An 18,100-nucleotide genomic window follows, 5' to 3' on the forward strand; every position below is an offset into this window, starting at 1 on the left:
CCGTGAACGTCTCCACCCACACACGTTCAGCCCTCAACACCCCAGCCATACACCGGAGATGCCCAGATCACGGCCTTGTGCAACACCCTTTAGGCCGTGAGCCTCTTCCAAGCTGACGGCGCTGACCGCGAGTTGGACAGTCCTGCACAACGACGAAGCTCCTGGTAGACGGGTTCTCGACCAAGATCACCCGTGTCCGCCAGGAGCTTCGCGTGCTTGTCTACCCGTCCTCGATCGACTTGTCCACCCGCACTCTGCGGTTCCTGGCCGGACACCTGACAGCCAAGCGTCGGAACATCGGGACGCGGTCGCGAGGGCTTCCCGTGGCACGGCAGGCCCGGCTCGTCCTGGCCTACCTGCGATGCGGCGACACCTACGCCCAACTCGCGGCCGCGTTCGGCATCGGGATCGCAACCGTCTACCGCTACATACGTGCGGCCATCGAGGTCTTGGCGGCCCTCGCCTCGACCCTGACGGCGGCGATGAAGTTCATCCGGACGAAGGCGTTCGTCATTCTCGACGGAACCCCGCTGCCCATCGACCGCATCGCCGCCGACACCCCGTACTACTCGGGTAAACACAAACGCCACGGCATGAACGTCCAGGTCCTCACCGATCCGTTCGGCCGGCTGCTCTGGGCCTCACCGGCGCTGCCCGGCTCGACCCACGACCTGACCGCTGCCCGGCAGCACGGGATCATCGACGGTCTCGCCGCAGCGGGCCTCAAATGCTGGGCGGGCAAGGCGTATCAAGGAGCCGGCAGACCCATCCGCGTCCTGTTCCGGGGCAGCCACCTCATGCGATGGAAGCGCCGCCACGACACCACCCACGCCAAGATCCGCTGTGTCGGTGAACAGGCCATGGCCACCCTCAAGGGCTGGCGGCGCCTGCGGAAGCTCCGCTGCAGTATCAACCGCATCACCAACATGGTGAAGGCCGTCCTCGTCCTTCACCACGCGTCAGTTGAGGTTGGAAAGAGCTCAGTGTGCCGCGTCGCCCAAGGCTAGGTGCAACTGGCGGCGGCTTGTGATTGCCAGCTTCGGGAACACCTTGTACAGGTGAGTGGCCACGGTGCGGTGTGAGAGGTAGATCCGGTCGGCGATCTCGCGGTTGCTCAGTCCCGATGCGGCAAGTTGAGCGATCTGCAGTTCCTGCGGAGTCAACGTCGCCACGGGGCCCAGCTCGGCCTTGCCGGCCGCCGTCACTCCGGCGGCCCGGAGTTCCGCTGCGGCGCGGTCGGTGAACGCATTGGCTCCAGCCGCGTCGAAAGCGGCCAACGCGATCGTCAGATGCGTGCGCGCATCCACGACTCGGCGGTGCCGGCGCAGCCATTCACCGTAAAGCAGATGGGTGCGGGCGAGTTCCAACTCCGCGTCGAGGCCCTCGCTCTCGTTCAGCGCAGCCTGAAAGCGTTCCTCGGTTTCGCCTTCGGTCCGTGCCAGCAAAGCGTGAGCCCGGTGCACGAGCAGGCTGTCCAACCGAGTGCCGAGTTTTTGGGTTTGCCCTTCGATCTCGGCCAGGACTGGCCGGGCAAGGTCATGCCGATCACACCCGGCCGCCGCCTCGGCCAGATCTGCGATGGCCCACCGCCTACTTGTCCGGTGCAACGACATTCGCAGCAGATGGGGCAGAGCTTCGATGTAGTTCGCCGCGCACAGCGCTGCCACTCCCGCCGCCCAATGCGCGTCGTCATTCCACAGGATTCGGGGATCCGCCGCCAGCAACTGGCGGGATCGGTCGAGAGCCTGGCGTGCACGCTCCTTGTGCCCTTGCCAGGCCAGTGCGCGGGACAGGAACGCCGCTGCCGACGCCGCCGTCATCGGCAGATCCATGTCCTCAGCCATACGTAGTGCATTCTGCGCCGTGATCACTGCAGTCTGCAGGTTTCCCTGCTGGACCAGCAGGTGCGACGCACCGCGGAGGCCTTCGCATTCATCGGCCGATGAGCTCCGGCGCTTGGACTGGTTCTGCACGTAGGTCCAGCAGCGCAGCGCGCTGGCCCGGTCGGAGACTGCCTCGGCGGCGAAGGCGAGTGACATGATCCGCAAAGGACTGTCACCGATCCGATCGATGAGGGCAGGCAGCCGCTTCTGCAGGCGCAAACCGTCGCCGACATCGTCGACCAAAGCCGTGGCGACGTCGATCAATGGGTCATCGCGGGTGGGGCCGAGGCTACGGAGGGCCGCTACCACGGCTTGCCGCGGTCGGTCGGCCAGGCCGTGCATACGGCATTCGATGGCGGCCGCCCACAGCAACTCCCGCTGCCTGACATCACCTGTGGGGTACTTGCCGGCCAGTGCGACCAGTTCGCCAGCTGATTGACCGGGAAGGGTCGCCGTCACAGCCAGCACAAAACGGGTAATCGCCAACGACTGTCCATCGGGATGATCCCCAGAGTCGGGTTCGGCCTCCTTCAGCATGCTGATAGCAGCCGTCGTCAGACCGGCGCCGCGCGCGATGTCTGCGGCCGCGGCCAGCCGTCTTACTCGATCCTTCGGATTCGGTGAGAGCGCTGCCGCCCGCCGCAAGGCAGCAGCAGACTCGGCACCGGCGCCACGCGCCCGGGTCCGTTCGGCCGCGCGCTCCAAGTCGGCCGCGACATGTTCGTCTGGCCCGAACGTCGCTTCGGCCCGGTGCCACGCTGCCCGCGTCGGATCGGTGGTGGCCTGCGCCAGAGCGCGGTGCACGAGCGCACGAGCCGACAACGGAGCGGCGCTGTACACGGTGGAGCGGATCAGCGGATGCCGTACGTGTATGCGGCCGCCGCCTACGGTAACCAAGCCTGCCCGCTGCAGCGGCGCCAGCTCCTCCATGAGATCCAGCCCAGCGCCTCGGGCGGCCGCGTCGATCTCGGCCACCGAACCTTGCGCGGCCGCGATCAGCAGCAGGAGCAGACGACTGCTCTCGGGCAGAGCCTCGAGCTGAGCCAGGAAGGCGTGCTCCACACGCTGGCTGGTGGGTAGCGGCTCCCCTGAAAAGATCGCTGTGTCGCCGGAACGTTCCCCGAGCTCAGCACTCAACTCGATGACCGCCAGCGGGTTGCCGTTTGCTTGTTCGAGCACGCGCTGCTGCAAGTAGCCGTCGACCTCGCCAGACGACTGTCGCAGTGTGTGTGCCAGCAGTTCCCTCGCCTCTCCGAGCGGGAGGGGGCCCAGTGACAATCGAGGGGTCCCTTCCAGGCGCACGGCCGAACCGCTGAGGTCCGCCCGCTCGCCAAACAACAACATCAACGGGGCGTTGGTCAGGCGGCGCGCAACAAAAGCCAGGATGTCCAGCGAGGACTGATCGATCCACTGCACGTCGTCGACGACGAGCAGTAGGCGCTGCTGCGTCGCGGCTTCCTCCAACAGGCCCAGCACCGCGAGGCTGACCAGCAGACGATCTGGGGTGGGCCCATCCTCCAGACCGAACGAAGTCATGAGTGCGCTGTGCTGGCGAGGCGGCAGTTTGGTGGCCTGGCCCAGCAGGGGGTGGATGAGTTCGTGGATTCCGGCGAAGCCCACCTCGGTCTGGCTCTGCAGGCCGGAGCACCGGAGCAGGCGGTACCCGTCGGCGGACGCCTGTTCGGCGGCAGTCGCCAGAAGCGTGGACTTACCGATGCCCGCTTCACCGTCGATCACCAACGCCTTGCCGGCGCTGGTGATCGACGCGAGGGCTTCGCTGATGGCTGTAACTTCCGCTGACCGGCCGAGGATCACCTTGGCGAGTTTACACGCTGGGTTGGGCTAGCCAATTCAGCTATCCTTTGAGGATGCGCTTCGATCCATGGACTGACGACGCCTGTCCGATCGCACGCACCATGTCGGTGCTGGGCCAGCGGTGGTCCGTACTGATCATTCGTGAGGCCATGCTTGGCCGATCGCGTTTCTCGGAGTTCCGGCAGCGGTTGGGCGTAGCGCCCGATGTTCTGACCGCTCGGCTGTCCGAGCTGGTGGCGGCAGGCATCCTTGAAACCGTCGATTACCAGCGGCCCGGTGACCGCACGCGTAGCCGCTACGTGCTGACCAACGCCGGGCATGAGCTCGCGCCAGTTCTGGGGGCGATGGGGCAGTGGGGCCGCATCCATCTGGCTCAACCACAGAACAGTAATTACCGTTTCGTCGACCCTGTCACCGGCGAACCCGTCGGTGTCGGGTTTCGCCGTCGAGATGGAACCAGCGTCTCTTCGAGCAGCGTCAGCCTGTCTGACGATCACCCCAGCTGACGAGGCTGAGTGGAACTTCAAGGTCGAGGCTTGTGCGAGGCAGTTCTCCACTGAAGCCGCCGGCGGTACTCGGCGAGGCTCGAGGGCGCACCAGGCACGGGCCTCAGAGGCGGACTGGACCACTCGTGTCACTGTCAGGCACGCGGTCAGCCCATCTTGGGTATCTCCGCAAGGGCCGCGGAGACCAGGTCCAACGCTAGGTCTGCCGTCGAATCTTCGGGTGCCCACCGGTTAGCCGGCCTCGGCCACGGTGGCTGTCCGGATTGCGCCGGTCAGCTGAGGCATGCAGGAGCATTTTCCGACCTCACCCTGATGCGTGGTGAAGGACGAGTACGGCTTTCACGGCGTCGGAGTTTCCGCAGGAGGCGCCAGCCCTTCAGGGTGCCCATGGCCTGTTCACCGACGGTAGTACGGGGTGTCCACGGCGATACGGCCGATCGGTAGCAGGGTGCCTTCGGGGATGACGAGCGCCTTCTCGCGGATTGTCTCCATCGCCTTGGTCAGGGACGAGGCGAGGGTGGCCAGGATGTCCACGGCCTCGCGTATGTAGCGGAAGACAGTTGCGATCCCAATACCGAACCCGGCCGACAGCTGGGCGTAAGTGTCGCCGCATCGCAGATGGGCCAGGGCGAGCAGAGCTTGTCGCGCGGCGGGAGGGCGCCGCAAGCGTGTCCCGATCTCTTGCCTCCTGGCGGTGAGTCGTCCGGTCAGGAACCGTAGTGTGCGGCTGGAAAGATCATCTACAACGGGTAGGCAAGCACGCGACGCCCTGGCGGACGCGGATGATCTTGGTCGAGAACCCGTCTACCAGGAGCTTCGTCGTTGCGCAGCAGGGGCCAACTCCCGGTCAGCCAGCTTGGAAAACGCTCAGTGTCTCGTGTGTTCAAGATCAGGGGTTAAGGCCCTGGCCGATGATTTGGACCATGCCCTACGCCTCCGAATTTGCGTTAGAGCGCACTTCAATTCCTAGTTTCGGCGGCATGCGATACATCAAACTCGGAAAGACCGGACTGGAAGTCTCCGCTATCACTCTCGGCTGCATGAGCTTCGGTGAGCCGGACCGGGGCGGCGAGCCCTGGTCGCTGGGCGGGGACGCCGGCCGGGACATCATCAAGCAGGCTCTCGAGAGCGGCGTCAACTTTCTCGACACGGCCAATGGGTACAGCGCCGGAAGCAGCGAGGAGATCGTCGGCCAGGCCGTCAAGGACTTCGCCCGGCGCGAGGAGGTCGTTCTCGCCACCAAGGTCTGGATGCGGATGCGCCCCGGCCCGAACGGCGCCGGGCTGTCCCGCAAGGCGATCTTCGCCGAGCTCGACGCCTCCCTGAAGCGGCTGGGGACCGACTACATCGACCTGTACCAGATCCACCGCTGGGACTACGACACCCCGATCGAGGAGACCCTCGAGGCGCTGCACGACGCGGTCAGGTCCGGGAAGGTCCGCTACATCGGGGCCTCGTCCATGTACGCCTGGCAGTTCACCAAGGCCCTTTACCTGGCTGACCTGAACGGCTGGACCCGGTTCGTGTCGATGCAGGACCACTACAACCTCATCCACCGGGAAGCGGAGCGGGAGATGTTCCCGCTCTGCGCCGACCAGGGCGTCGGCGTGATCCCGTGGAGCCCGCTGGCACGGGGCCGGCTGACGCGGGCCTGGGACACCGCGACGGCGCGTGCCGAGACCGACCCGGGTGGCAAGATCCTCTACCGCGACGGGGACCGGGCGGTGGCCGAGCGCGTCCACGAGATCGCGGGCAAGCGGGGTCTGTCCCCGGCCCAGGTCGCCTTGGCCTGGGTCATGCGCAACCCGACGGTGACCTCGCCCATCGTCGGGGTCACCAGGCCGGCCCAGCTGGCCGACGCGGTCGCCGCGGTGGACGTCGAACTCGACGAGGCTGAGGCCGCGTACCTGGAGGAGCCCTACCAGCCACACCAGGCCGCCTACCTGGAGGAGTCCTTCTACAAGCCGCGCCCTGCGGCGGGCTGCCGGTAGTCCGGGCCACCGCCGGGCCTTCGACGAGTCCTTGACCCCGGCCTTCACAGCCCTGTGGTGGGCCCGGCCAAACACCGCACACCCAACCGCGGCCCGTTGGAGCGTCTCTCCGCAGGCCAACAGGCCGTCAACTGCTCGCACGCGAGGATCCGGGCACTCGGCGAACAGCTCATCACCTCCTTGAAAGCCTGGTGGCTCCTGCGCAGACTGCGCTGTGCCACGACCCGGATCACCAACCATCGAAGCCGTCCGCACCCTGCAGGTGAACAGCTCAAACTGAGGTCGGAAAAGGCTCCAGGACACAGTGCCAGTCGACGGCCCCTCTTTGGGGCAGGTTGTCTCGGTTGATTGCCTATACCAACGAGCTCCGTTGCCCTGCGTCGAAAATATTTGAGCGCACTTCAACGACCTGTGAGAACGCTAACCGTCCGGCCTTGCCCCTTGCCTCCTGATGTTGTTCGCAGGAGACACCGGATTATGTCTGAACGCGTGCATCTCGTGGTCTTGAAGAACCACCGGCCGGAGTTCAAGGCGGACACGTGCACGGACGCCTTGGACAGGGGCTACAAGGGATCAGTCAGTCCGACCAAGAGGTAAACAGGGCGTTCAAGCCCTCCGCCATGGTCGGATGGGCGATCATCCCGTCGCGCAGTCGGGTGAAGGGCATCTGGGCCCACATGGCCGTCTGTACTACGGACAGCACCTCTGCCGACTCGGGCCCGAGCAGGGCCACTCCCAGGATCTGTTCGCTGTCCCGGTCGACCACTGCCTTCCACAGCCCCCGTGTGTCCCGCAGGGTGCGTGCCCGTGGGATTGCCTTGACCGGCAGCTTCGCCACCCTGATGTCGCGGCCCGCAGCGCGGGCCTGCTCCTCGGTGAGGCCGACGCGGGCGAGTTCCGGGTCGGTGAACAGGTTCCAGGGAACAAGCCTGCCGACCGTACTGCGGTTACCACCGTTGATGTTGGCCTTGACGATGCGGTAGTCGTCCAGTGACACATGGGTGAATTGCGGGCTGCCGGCGACGTCGCCCACCGCCCAGGTGTGCGCGGCGTCGGTCGCCAGCCTGTCGTCGACGCGCACGAATCCCCGCTCGTCGGTGCGCACGCCCGCTGCCTCCAGGCCGAGGTCGTGGGTGACCGGGTCACGGCCGGTCGCCGCCAGAACGTCGTCGGCGGTCAGAGTTCGTCCGTCCCGCAGCAGCACGCGTACCGCATCGTGCTCCCTGCGAACCTCCTTCACCACCGCGTCGGTGATCAGTTCGACACCGTCCTCCTGGAGGTAGGCCGCAAGGGCTGCGGAGATGTCCCGGTCCTCGTGCGGCAGCAGGTGGGGACCGCGTTCCAAGACAGTCACCTGGGTGCCGAAAGCGGCGAACATCTGGGCGAACTCCAGCCCCACGTAGCCGCCGCCGAGGACAACGAGCCGTTCCGGGAGTCGCCGCAGGTCCATGATGCTCTCGCTGGTCAGCGGCTTTGCGTCGGCGAGTCCGGGAATGGCCGCGATGTGCGGCGTCGTTCCAGTGTTGATCACCACGTCGGTACCACGTACGACACGGCGGCCTCCGTCGTTGAGATCTATCTCCACTGTTCGCTCCGCCACGAAACGCGCTGTTCCCAGGACGAAGTCCATACCACTGTCCAGGAACTGGCCATGATTGAGCTGGACCATGTCGGAGACGACCCCCTCCTTGTGGGTGCGCAGCAGCTCAAGGTCGATTCGGGGGGTGCCCAACCGGAGTCCGAGCGAGTCCGCGCCGGCGGCCCTGCGCGCCAGGCGGGCGCTGGTTACCAGTGTCTTGGTGGGGATACAGGCGACGTTGATACAGCTGCCGCCGATCATGCCTCGTTCCACCATGACCACATGGCCGCCCGCTCGTGCGATGTCCATGGCGAGTGTCTTGCCGGCCTTGCCGCCACCTACCACCAGCAGGTCGACGTCTTCCACGATCTCTTCCGTAACGCTCATTTCGCTGGGTCTCCTCGACTGGTGAACGAGTGGTGGGAGGAAGCGGCTGGCACGTGGGACACCACTTCTCCTGGCAACAGTCACCGTGGAGGCGATCACTGGCATCAGTCGAATGACTCGACCCTCGCGGTGTCATCGCCCCACGGTGTCCGCCCCGACCGCGTCCTGCTGGTGCGACGACGGCCGCGATGCGCCGACAGAGTAGGTATCCGACCGGCTCGCAACGCAGGCCGCAGCGCCCGTACGGCAGTGTTTCCGCGCTCCGCGACATCCGGCGTCCGATGCCGTGAGCGGCACTTAGTCATCCGTCCGATGCCCGTTTTCCTGGCCGGACCTAGCTTTCTGATACCGGACGCCGAGCGACCCTGGGCCGGTGGCGCACCGGTCCAGGGTCGGCCTCGGTGCCGGTGTCCGTGGCGGCCCGCCCTCAGCGTTGTGGGCGGGTCCGCCGGGCGGGCTTCCCGGATGGCCGTGAGTCCGGGCGGGGTGGCTGCCCCGCTGTTCCGCCACCGTCCCGACAGCGATAGGAGACGCTGCGATGCTCGCAATACCCAGCCGGCGCATCGGCGAGGAGCCTGAGCCGGAGAAGGCCCTGCGTTTCTCATTGCTGGGTCCGGTGAGTGCCTGGCGGGCCGAGGAGGAACTCCCACTCGGCCCCCGCCAGCAGCGGTTGATCCTCGCTGCTCTGCTGGCCGCTGCAGGGCGAACCGTTTCCGTGACGGAACTTGTCGACCTGCTCTGGGAAGGCGATCCGCCCGCCAGCGCGGTGAACTCGATCCACCGATATGTCGGCGCTCTGCGCCGACTCTTGGAACCCGGTTTGCCCGCCAGGTCGTCGGGCCAGTGGCTCGTCCGGCAGGCAGGGCGCTATCTGCTGCGCGTCGACGCCGGCGGACTCGACCTGTTGAGCTTTCGCGATCTCGTCGGGCAGGCCCGCGTCGCCACAGCCGGCGGCGACCTGTCAGCAGCGGTCGACCGCTACCTGGAGGCGCTGGGCCTGTGGCAAGGACGCTGTGCGGAGGACCTGGGTGCAGTGGTGGCGATGCACCCGGCCTTCACCACGGTGGATCGCGAATACATTCAGGCCGTGTCCGAGGCAGCTACTGCGGCTCTCGGCTGCGGCCGGGCAGGTGCAGTCCTCCCGTTTGTACGGGAGGCTGCCGACCGCTGTCCGCTCGACGAGACACTGCAGGCATCGCTGGGGCTAGTGCTGGCCGCGGACGGCAAACAGGCCGAGGCAATCATGCGGTTCCGAGACTTCCGTACCAGGCTGGTGGACGAACTTGGTGTCGAGCCCGGTCCAGAAATGCGTGCCGCTCAGGAGCGCGTTCTGCGTGGCAGTCCGGTGTCTCGGACGGCGGTATCCGTCATATCGGCGGCACCGGTACCGCGCCCGCTGGATCGGGCCCCGTTGATCGTTCCTGCACAGCTACCTCCGGATCTGCCGTGCTTCACCGGACGTGAGCAAGCACTTGAACAGGCACGGGCCGCCATGCACCGGGCCGGTGACGGGCTGCGCATCCTGGCGATCGACGGCCTTCCCGGCGTCGGCAAGACCGCACTGGCCGTCCACTTTGCCCATCGGGCTGCAAAGGAGTTCCCCGACGGCCAGCTGTATATGGACCTGGCCGGTTTCGCGTCGGGCACGGAGCCCATGGCCGCTGATGACGTTCTGTACGGGTTCCTTGAAGCCCTGGGAGTCGACAAAAACCAGATCCCCGCGTCGCGGGAGGCGAGGTCCGCCCTCTTCCGCAGCGTCCTGTCCGGTCGTCGGATGCTTGTGGTGCTGGACAACGCATCCGACGTGGACCAGGTACGACCCTTGTTGCCCGGAACCATCGAGTGCATGGTCGTGGTGACCAGCAGGAGTCCGCTGATCGGACTCGCGGCCGCTCACGGAGCGTGGCTCCTCGGCCTCGACGTCCCCTCGGCGGCCACGGCGGCGGAGTGTTTTCTCCGACGTATCAGTGCGACGCACCTTGATGCCGACCCGTCCGCCGTCGAGGAGATCGTGGCGCGCTGTGGTCGGCTGCCGCTCGCCCTGGCCATCGTGGCCGCCCGAGCAGTGAGCCGTCCTGAGCAGCCACTGACGCGGCTGGCAGCCGAACTGGCCGCCGCGCAGGGCGGCCTCGACGGCTTCAACGACTTCGACGGGGCCAACGATCTACGCGGCGTCTTCTCCTGGTCCTGCCGGAGGATCAGCGCCGAGGCCAAAAGGGTCTTCTGCCTGCTTCCCCAGATCCGGACCGCCGACTTCACCACGGCTGCACTGGCCGGCCCGGCCGGCATTTCGTGGGAGGCGGCGGCCACGGCCGCCGGAGAACTGGTTGGCGCCCGGCTGCTGGAGGTCCGAGGGCACGACCGATACAGCGTCCACAGCCTGATACGGGCATACGCTGCCGAACTCGACGGCTGGAGAGAGACGGGTCGGACGTTTGCCCTGCGACGACTTCAGGGGCACGACCGACACTCCGAAAGCTACGCGGCTTGACTGCCGCGCTCCCGGCCCGCTGCCCTCAAGAAGGAGCGGCCGCCGAGAGTTGCCACGGTCGAGCCGCTAGAAACACCACAGAAGCAGAAGCGCGGATCACCAACACACGTGCCGTACTGCATGAGGCCGACGACCTGTTGTCGCTGGGGTGAGCGATGTGTTTCACACCTCACGGTGACCGTTCACACTTTCATGGACTCCTACGGTCGAGCCGGCGCGGTGATCCATGGCGCTCCAGGGGCAATACGACACGTAGTCAGGGAAGGGACGGCTCACGCACGCTGGCTCAGCAACGACAGATGGCCATGGGCGTGCGGGGGATTACGCCTGGCGTGAGCCGTCCCGCTGTAGGGCCCTCGATGGTTAGGGCCGGTGGAGTGGTCCGGAACCCCTATTGGATCAGAGGCTGTGCCACGGCGTCCAAGACTGATCTGGCATCGGACGATGCCAGGACGGGATGTCTCCCCGGCGGTGCGAAGACTTGGAAAGGTAGTTCAGTGTGAACACGTATGACGCGGGCATGTTCCCGGGCGGTGCCGAAGCGGACATCGACCCCAGGCTTCTGCGGGCCTTGCTGGCAGTGGCCAGGGAAGGCCACTTCGGACGTGCCGCAGCCGGCCTGGGCATCGCCCAGCCCGCGCTGAGCAGGCAGGTGCGTCAGCTGGAGCGGCTTCTCGGAGTAGAACTGCTTGTCCGCACCCCGCGGGGCGCCGAACTCACCGAAGCAGGACGGACGATCGTTCCGGAGGCGGAACGCGCGCTGGATCACAACCGGCGCATCGCCCGGGCTGCCCGGTCCCTGGCCGTTACCGGAAGCGATGTACTGATGGTCTCGGCTCCCATGCCTAGTTCGCCGCGTGGTCTGCTCGCGGAGGCGGTGCGCCGTCTGCGCTCCGACCATGCGCGCGTGCGGTTGTCGGTCGTGGACTTACGGGATGGCCAGCAGGCCGCCGCACTCGTATCCGGACGTGTCGACGCCGTCCTCACCTGGCATCCGCCCGTCGGGGACGAACTGGTCTCCGAGGCCTTGGTGGAGGAGAACATCAGTGCGCTCCTGCCTCGGTCGCATCCGCTTGCCGGTGCAGAGGCGCTGTCGATCGCTGCGCTGGAGGCCCAGTCCGTTCTGTTTCCTGTGAGCGAGCGCAGTCACTGCTGGGCACAGTTGGACGCTGCCGCGTCGGCCGAGGGCGTGGAGCTCACTCCGGTGCCCACAGCGCCTACGGCGGTGCCCGACCTGGTGGCGACCGGCTTGGGGGTCTCCGCTGTACCGGGATCGTTCCGGTTCACCGGTCATCCCGGCGTGACGCTGGTGCCGCTGCAGCGGCTATTCGGCACGATGAGCGTTGTCCGGCGGCGCGACGAGGAGTCGCGGGCCGTGACCGACCTTCTCAGGGCCTGCCGGGACGCGGCTCGCTATCTGGCCGATGCGCACGACGACGTGTGGCGGCTTTCCGAAGTGGCCTGACCTGGTGTTCAGGGGGGGAAGACGAGCGATCACTCGCCTCGTCATATGCCCCCGGGCGGGGATCCGCGCGGCCCTACTCGTGGAGTACGTGTCAACGAGGCGAAGAATGCGGGCCGTTGTCGAACTGGCCTGGGCAGGCCACACGCAACGGCACGTCAGGCACGCAGTGCGTCCGGAGCGATGCCCACCTCGTCGGCGCCGACGATGCCGTCTTGGGAGATCCTGTCCCGTAGTGTCGCGCCTTGCATGAGGTCGAGTAGGAACGCGCCAAGGGCCGGGGCCGAGCGGCTGAAGGTGATCTTTCCTGCCGCTGGCCCTCTTCGATCGTCGTACTGATGGCATCGGCCCAGAAAGCCAGCACCTCGCGTGCGGCTGGCGCACTTTTCGCCGGTTAAGGCGCAACCGTACGCGAGGCTGCCCAGCAAACAGCCGAAGTGGGTCCCGTACGCGCGGATGCGCTCGATCTGGGCGACCAAGTGTTGGCGCAGGCGCTTCCAGCGCGGGACCGCTCCCGGCGAGGGCCGAGAAGTCGATGGCACTGCCCGGCGCGCGTCGCGCCGGGCACAAGTGTGTCAGAAGCCGGTGAGGGTCACTTTGCCCACGGAGGTCCCGGATTCCATGATGCTGTGGGCTTCGCGCAGATTCGCTGCGTTGACGGTGCCCAAGTCACGTGTCGCGGTGGTGACCAGGACACCCGAGTCCACCAGGCGCGCCACCTGGGTGAGGATCTTGCGCTGCCGGTCCATGTCCCCTGTCTGGAACAGGGAACGCGTGAACATGAACTCCCAGTGGAAGCTGATGCTCTTGGGCTTCAGCAGGCCCAGGGGCAGGCTGTCAAAGTCGTCGATCGCGACGACCTTGCCGAACGGGTTGAGCGCCTGGGCGTACGCGGCGAGGTTGCGGTCGGTCCCCGCGGTGCTGAAGACGTGGTCGATGCCGTCGGGTGCCACCTTCGAGAGCTGAGGGGCCAACGGTCGGTGGTGGTCGACGACGTGGTGCGCGCCCATCTGTCGGGCGAAGTCGACCGTCTCGGGGCGGGAGGCCGTCCCGATCACCGTCAGGTCGGTGAGGGCGCGGGCCAGCTGGCTGACCATGGCGCCGACACCCCCGGCGGCCGCGGTCACCAGCAGTGAACCCGTCTCGTCGAGCAGGTCGTGGTGCAGGCCGAGCCGCTCGAACAGTCCCTCCCACGCGGTGAGCGAGGTCAGCGGCAGCGCCGCCGCCTCGGCGAAGGTCAGCGTGGTCGGCTTCAGCGCGACGAGCCGTTCGTCGACCACGTGGTACTCGGAATTGGCCCCCGGCCGGTCGAGGGCCCCGGCGTAGAAGACCTCGTCGCCCGGCTTGAACCACTCAGCCTGGGAGCCGGTCGCCACGACCGTACCGGCGGCGTCCCAGCCCAGCACTCGCTCTTTGCCGTTCGGGTCCTGCTGGCGGATTTTGTAGTCGACCGGGTTGACGGCGATCGCCTGGACCCGGACCAGGATGTCCCGTGGACCGGGCTCAGGCACGGGGAGCTCGACGTCGAGGAGGCATTTGTCGTCCGTCACCGGCAGGGGCGCGCGATAAGCGACGGCACGCATCGTGGTGGTCATGTCGGAAGGTTCCGTTCGTTGGATGGTTCTGGTGGTGACGAGATACCTGCGGATATCCGTCGTCATGTCGCCCGGTTCCGCGGTGGCGCTCACGCTCGGCCGGCGCCACCGCGGAAGTGACCTGAGGGTGTCAGGAGACCGTGACGCTCTCCAGCTGTACGGAGACGACCAGCGGGTCCGGGATCTTGTGACCGTTCTCGTCCCGGCTGTAGATCATCCGCGTGGTGGGGATGATCAGGCCGGACACCTCCTGATGGCCGGAGATGTAGTGGGCCGCGGGAGTGTTTCCGGCGATCTCCACGCTGTAGTCGCGCCGGCGGATCAGGCCCTGCGCGTCGACGTACACGGTCTGCTCGGTGCTGAGCGTGGCGATGGTGTCGGGGAAGACGATGTGGAGGCGCCGGAACTTCTCGCCGTCCTCGGTCCACGGATCGATCTCTTCCGTCCGCACCCCGGGGTAGGTCAGGGACAGCGGTTCGGCCAGGTAGGTCCACATGGCACTGCCGGAGAAGTAGGCCAGCTGCAGCCTGTTCCAGGGGGTCATCAGGTCATGCCCCTCGAAAGAGGCGCGCGGATTGGTCAGTTCCTCGATCACGTTGCCGGCGGTGTCTTCCACCGCTACGCGGTCAGGGGTGAACGACACCTGGTGGTCGGGGTCGAAGAAGGGCTTCTGGGTCACGTGCTCGCGGCGCAGGTCGACGGTGACGTCGACGTCGTTCAGGGCGCCGGGGTGGCCCTTCATGCCCCACAGGGCACCGCCGAAGAACTGGCGGGCGGTGATGCGGTTGGCCTCTTCCCAGCGAGAGCGGCCGCCGTAGGCGTCGAAAATGGTGCTGAGCAGGTCGGACACGGTGTTCTCCTGATGAGGTAGGCGCGGTTCAGCCGAGGAAGGTGTTGACGTCCTTGGCCACTTCGGCCGGGTACTGGAAGAGCGACGCGTGGGCCGCGTCGGGGTAGATGCGGACCTGCGCGTCCGGGATCAAGCCGGCGAGCGTGTAGCTGCCCTTGGTCGGGATCATCAGATCGTCGTCACCCTGCAGAATGAGTGTGGGGCACTGGATGCCGGTCAGCCGCTGCAGTGCCGAGTGGTTGGGGATGCCCCACTCCAGTACGGCGTCGTACTGGGCGTCACGCGAGGCAAGGCTGCTGGGCACGTCCCGGGCCTCGGTGCGGGCCATGAAGCGGCCGAGGAACTCCACACCCTTGGCCTGGCTGGTCTCGGTGTGTGCGAAGAAGATGTAGAGCAGATCCTCGCCCGTAGGCACCTCGGCGCGGGCGTGGGTCTCGATGTCCTTGCGCCAGCCGTGCATTCCCGGCGCGCCCTTCGGCCCGGTCCCGGCGAGGATCAGACGGCGGATCAGGCGCGGCCGGATCAGCGCCATGTCCTGCGCGGCGAAGCCACCGATGGAGAAACCCAGGAGGTCGATCTGTTCCACACCCAGCGCGGTGGTGAACGTGATCATCTGCTGGGCCATCTCGGCGATCGTGCGCGCAGGCGTACCGGTGGAGGACGCGACGCCCGGGTAGTTCACCAGGATGACTTCGCGCTCGGCAGCCAGGGCGTCGACCAGCGCCGGGTCCCAGTTGTCGAGGTTGCCGGTGAAGTGCTGCAGCATGACGAGCGGCACCCCGCCGCTGGGGCCGAGTCGTCGGTAGGCGAAACGGACACCGTCGGCTTCGACGAACCGGGTGGGTGCGGTGTGATGGGTAACGGTGGTCATGGGTGGTTCTCCCTGCCGGAACGAGATGGGAATCCTTCGAGTGACGGGGGCCGGAGCAGCTTCCGCGGGCTCACCGTCCGTTCCACAACGGTTCGCGCCGGCGGCTTTGGGCGACCCTGTCGCCGGGCCACGTCCAGGCACCTACTCAGCATGACCACGCGGAGTGGAAACTTTGTGGTCAGTGTCTTGACCGGTTGGTGGGCCCTGCGATGGCGGCATCGAAGCCTCGTGGTCGGTGCTGGCGCTGTGCGTGGCGAGCAACTGACCTGACTGCTCCTATCTGCGAGGATTGTCCGATCGGCCGACACGTATCAGCTACGTGAAGGGCAGATGGTGAATAAGCGGCACATGTGTCGCAAGGGAGTCTGGTGTGAGCATGCGGGAGCTGCTGCCGTGCTGACGCTGCTTGAAAAACCGGCTACATGCCGGCTTCAGTTGACGTTGGCCCAAGCCGCCACCTCACGGCCCTGCGGAGGCGGTTTTCAGCGTTGAGTGGCTGAGCGCGAGGAACGTTGCTGGGAACCGTCTCAGCCGCAGCATCTGCAGATTTTCCGGCTCGCGGCTACCGGGCTCGACGACCGGCAGATCGGTGAGCGTCTCCTTTTGCCCAGCCGCGCTGTCGCCCACCAACCCTCACCGGGCGTACCCAAGCTGGAGCCCGCCAGCTGCGGCCAGTTGAGGGGCATCTTCGGTTCCACTACCTGAGGCATCGCCGGGCAGATTCGCCGACAGAGTGTCACGTTAGGGCAGAAGAGCTGCACGTTGGTGCCCTCGCGGCGACCGTCGTGAGGGCTTCGCGCGTATCTGGGGGAACGTGTTCGTGGTGGCTTCGGACATCTGAGGCGCGCCGTCTGCACGAGAGGTCCGAGGGGAAGCGTGACGACGTGTACATCGTGATAGCAGCCGGGGTTACGGCAGGCATCACGGAGGGTGGGCTGCTCACGCTGCTGTCGCCTCATGGTGTGCCCTATTTCTACGCGCCCGAGGCCAGCGCCGTCTGGATCGCTCTGCGCCAGTCCGGTGGTGACCTGAGTTCCGCCGCCGCGGAGCTGGGAGACGCGTGGGGAGCCGACGTTTCGGATGTTCACCGACTGATGGAGCAGCATGTGGCCGACTGGCGGCGTGTCGGGTTGGTACGGACGTCGGCTGCGCCAGACCCCCGCTGAGCGCCTGACACGCCATGCTGGCCAGTGCCTGCCCTGACTACTGTCATCGAAGCTCGTCGATGTGCCCTCGGGGACACACTGATGGCTGGCAGGCGGCCAGAGAATTTTCCACCGAACGGTCCGCTGCGGGCCGTCACCCTTGAGGACACGACGGACGAGCGCCGATCAGGCCGGCTGCGACGACCTGGTGAAGCACCCCACGCACGCTCTGAACAAGCCCCCGCTGCCTCAGCCTCTGCCCACAATGAGTTCCCGCAGGCTTGTTGACCGTGACCGGTACCGCGCACAGAGTCGTCTGTTTGGACTCGTGCGTCTGAAACCGGCTTGTTCGATCCACAGTGCCCCGCGGGAGCAGGACGCCGTCTCATGGCACGGAGCCCGGCCGCGCAATGCGAACCGGGCTCCGTGCGGTCGTCAAAGGCCTTCTGCGGAGCATTCCGCCCTGTCTCATGAGCCGTCTCACTCACAAACATGGCGATGCGCGCCGTCAGATATGACGGGTGTCGGCGCTGCCCTCGCCTCGTAGGGCGATGGCGTACATTCCGTCCGCGTCGAGACGCCGCAACTCCTCACTGATGAGTTCGGAGGTTGAGCGGATCTTCAGGGCCAGACTGTGAGTGGGCTGTCCGGCCAGTGTGAGTGTGGCCAGTGGCCCCTCGGACCGGTCGATGACGATTTCGCCGTGGGCCGTGCCCAGACGCACGACGGTGATGACCGGCCCCGCGCTGACCTTCCGGTCAATGCTCATGCCGAGGCCGGCCTGCAGCCAGCGCACAAGCAACTCCGCACTGGGGTTGCCCGCCTCGGCCTCTACCGTCGCCGATGTCACTTCGACCTCGGTCTGGTCCAGAGCCGCGGCGAGCGCCGATCGCCAGGGTGTCAGCCGGGTCCATGCCAGGTCGGTGTCACCGGGCGCGTAGGAGCTGACTCGATTCTGGAGCGCACGGAGGGGAGCCACGTCGGCGAAGGCGTCGGTGATCCTGCGCTGACCGAGCGCGCCCAGAGGATCCTTCGCGGGGTTGTCGGGAGCATGCACCGGCCACCAGACGACGACAGGGGCGTCGGGTAGTAGCAGGGGCAGAACGACTGAGTCGGCGTGCTCGGACACTTCACCGTACAGGCGGAGCACGACGGTCTCACCGGTGCCGGCCTCGGAGCCGACGCGGACCTCGGCGTCGAGGTGTGACCTGTGTGATCCGTGCGGATTGCGAGCGTGCCGCTTGATGACGACCAGGGTGCGCGACGGATGTTCCTGCGAAGCTCCTTCCGCCGCCTTGATCGAGTCGTAGGCGTTCTCCTCGTCCGTGACAATCACCATCGTCAGGACCATGCCTACGACCGGGGTGCCGATGGCACGGCGGCCCTGGATGAGGGCACGGTCGATAGCACTTGCGGTGGTGTCCGTGAGTTCGATCTTCATGGGCGCCGCCAGCTCCGTCCGTCTCGTGCGAGCATTTCGTCCGCCTCGGCGGGCCCCCACGTGCCGGACGGGTACTGCGCGGGC

At 66.7% G+C, this 18,100-nt stretch carries 13 protein-coding genes and 2 pseudogenes; 7 read left to right on the plus strand and 8 right to left on the minus strand.

Annotated elements, in window-relative coordinates; translation table 11 throughout:
• Window positions 1-212: 212 nt before the first annotated feature.
• A complete protein-coding gene (locus tag ABZ930_RS39810; protein WP_361559939.1) occupies window positions 213-1,007 on the plus strand; it encodes a transposase family protein in 795 nt (264 codons plus the stop codon).
• Here ABZ930_RS39810 and ABZ930_RS39815 read toward each other — a convergent pair.
• A complete protein-coding gene (locus ABZ930_RS39815) occupies window positions 981-3,698 on the minus strand; it encodes an AAA family ATPase (protein WP_361559942.1) in 2,718 nt (905 codons plus the stop codon). The genes ABZ930_RS39810 and ABZ930_RS39815 overlap by 27 nt on opposite strands.
• Before the next feature lie 53 nt (window positions 3,699-3,751).
• Between ABZ930_RS39815 and ABZ930_RS39820 the strand changes: the two genes are divergently transcribed.
• Window positions 3,752-4,204, plus strand: a complete 453-nt coding sequence (locus ABZ930_RS39820; RefSeq protein WP_361559945.1) for a helix-turn-helix domain-containing protein — start codon at window positions 3,752-3,754, stop codon at window positions 4,202-4,204.
• A 405-nt stretch (window positions 4,205-4,609) separates the two neighbouring features.
• Here ABZ930_RS39820 and ABZ930_RS39825 read toward each other — a convergent pair.
• Window positions 4,610-4,915 (minus strand): annotated as a pseudogene (locus ABZ930_RS39825) (transposase family protein); the annotation flags it as partial.
• A 269-nt stretch (window positions 4,916-5,184) separates the two neighbouring features.
• Here ABZ930_RS39825 and ABZ930_RS39830 point away from each other — a divergent pair.
• Complete coding sequence (locus tag ABZ930_RS39830; RefSeq protein WP_361559948.1) at window positions 5,185-6,195, plus strand: aldo/keto reductase; 1,011 nt, start codon at window positions 5,185-5,187, stop codon at window positions 6,193-6,195.
• A 99-nt stretch (window positions 6,196-6,294) separates the two neighbouring features.
• A pseudogene (locus ABZ930_RS39835) lies at window positions 6,295-6,475 on the plus strand (IS5/IS1182 family transposase); the annotation flags it as partial.
• A gap of 297 nt (window positions 6,476-6,772) precedes the next feature.
• Here ABZ930_RS39835 and ABZ930_RS39840 read toward each other — a convergent pair.
• Window positions 6,773-8,161: an FAD-dependent oxidoreductase gene (locus tag ABZ930_RS39840; protein WP_361559951.1), complete on the minus strand. Its 1,389-nt coding sequence runs from the start codon at window positions 8,159-8,161 to the stop codon at window positions 6,773-6,775.
• Window positions 8,162-8,699: 538 nt separating this feature from the next.
• Between ABZ930_RS39840 and ABZ930_RS39845 the strand changes: the two genes are divergently transcribed.
• Window positions 8,700-10,652 carry a transcriptional regulator gene (locus ABZ930_RS39845; protein ID WP_361559954.1) on the plus strand — a complete coding sequence of 651 codons (1,953 nt, stop codon included), beginning with the start codon at window positions 8,700-8,702 and terminating at the stop codon, window positions 10,650-10,652.
• Between the two features lie 499 nt (window positions 10,653-11,151).
• The gene (locus ABZ930_RS39850) at window positions 11,152-12,117 is read left to right on the plus strand and encodes a LysR substrate-binding domain-containing protein (protein ID WP_361559957.1); all 966 of its coding nucleotides are present in this window, start codon (window positions 11,152-11,154) and stop codon (window positions 12,115-12,117) included.
• Between the two features lie 572 nt (window positions 12,118-12,689).
• On the opposite strand, the gene ABZ930_RS39855 is transcribed toward ABZ930_RS39850, so the two are convergent.
• The 4 genes from ABZ930_RS39855 to ABZ930_RS39870 form a co-directional block, all read right to left on the minus strand.
• Window positions 12,690-13,709, minus strand: a complete 1,020-nt coding sequence (locus ABZ930_RS39855) for a zinc-binding alcohol dehydrogenase family protein (RefSeq protein ID WP_361559960.1) — start codon at window positions 13,707-13,709, stop codon at window positions 12,690-12,692.
• A 130-nt stretch (window positions 13,710-13,839) separates the two neighbouring features.
• A complete protein-coding gene (locus ABZ930_RS39860; protein WP_361559962.1) occupies window positions 13,840-14,559 on the minus strand; it encodes a hypothetical protein in 720 nt (239 codons plus the stop codon).
• A gap of 28 nt (window positions 14,560-14,587) precedes the next feature.
• On the minus strand, window positions 14,588-15,430 hold the full coding sequence (locus ABZ930_RS39865; RefSeq protein ID WP_361559964.1) for an alpha/beta hydrolase: 843 nt from the start codon (window positions 15,428-15,430) through the stop codon (window positions 14,588-14,590).
• Between the two features lie 459 nt (window positions 15,431-15,889).
• Entirely contained in the window at window positions 15,890-16,057 is a 168-nt protein-coding gene (locus tag ABZ930_RS39870) for a hypothetical protein (protein ID WP_361559966.1), read from the minus strand.
• A gap of 257 nt (window positions 16,058-16,314) precedes the next feature.
• On the opposite strand from ABZ930_RS39870, the gene ABZ930_RS39875 reads away from it, so the two are divergent.
• Entirely contained in the window at window positions 16,315-16,596 is a 282-nt protein-coding gene (locus ABZ930_RS39875; RefSeq protein WP_361559969.1) for a hypothetical protein, read from the plus strand.
• Window positions 16,597-17,083: 487 nt separating this feature from the next.
• Here ABZ930_RS39875 and opcA read toward each other — a convergent pair whose 3' ends face one another.
• Complete coding sequence (gene opcA / locus ABZ930_RS39880) at window positions 17,084-18,016, minus strand: glucose-6-phosphate dehydrogenase assembly protein OpcA (RefSeq protein WP_361559972.1); 933 nt, start codon at window positions 18,014-18,016, stop codon at window positions 17,084-17,086.
• Window positions 18,017-18,100 lie beyond the last annotated feature (84 nt).

This window comes from Streptomyces sp. NPDC046716 (assembly GCF_040645755.1).
Lineage (GTDB): Bacteria > Actinomycetota > Actinomycetes > Streptomycetales > Streptomycetaceae > Streptomyces.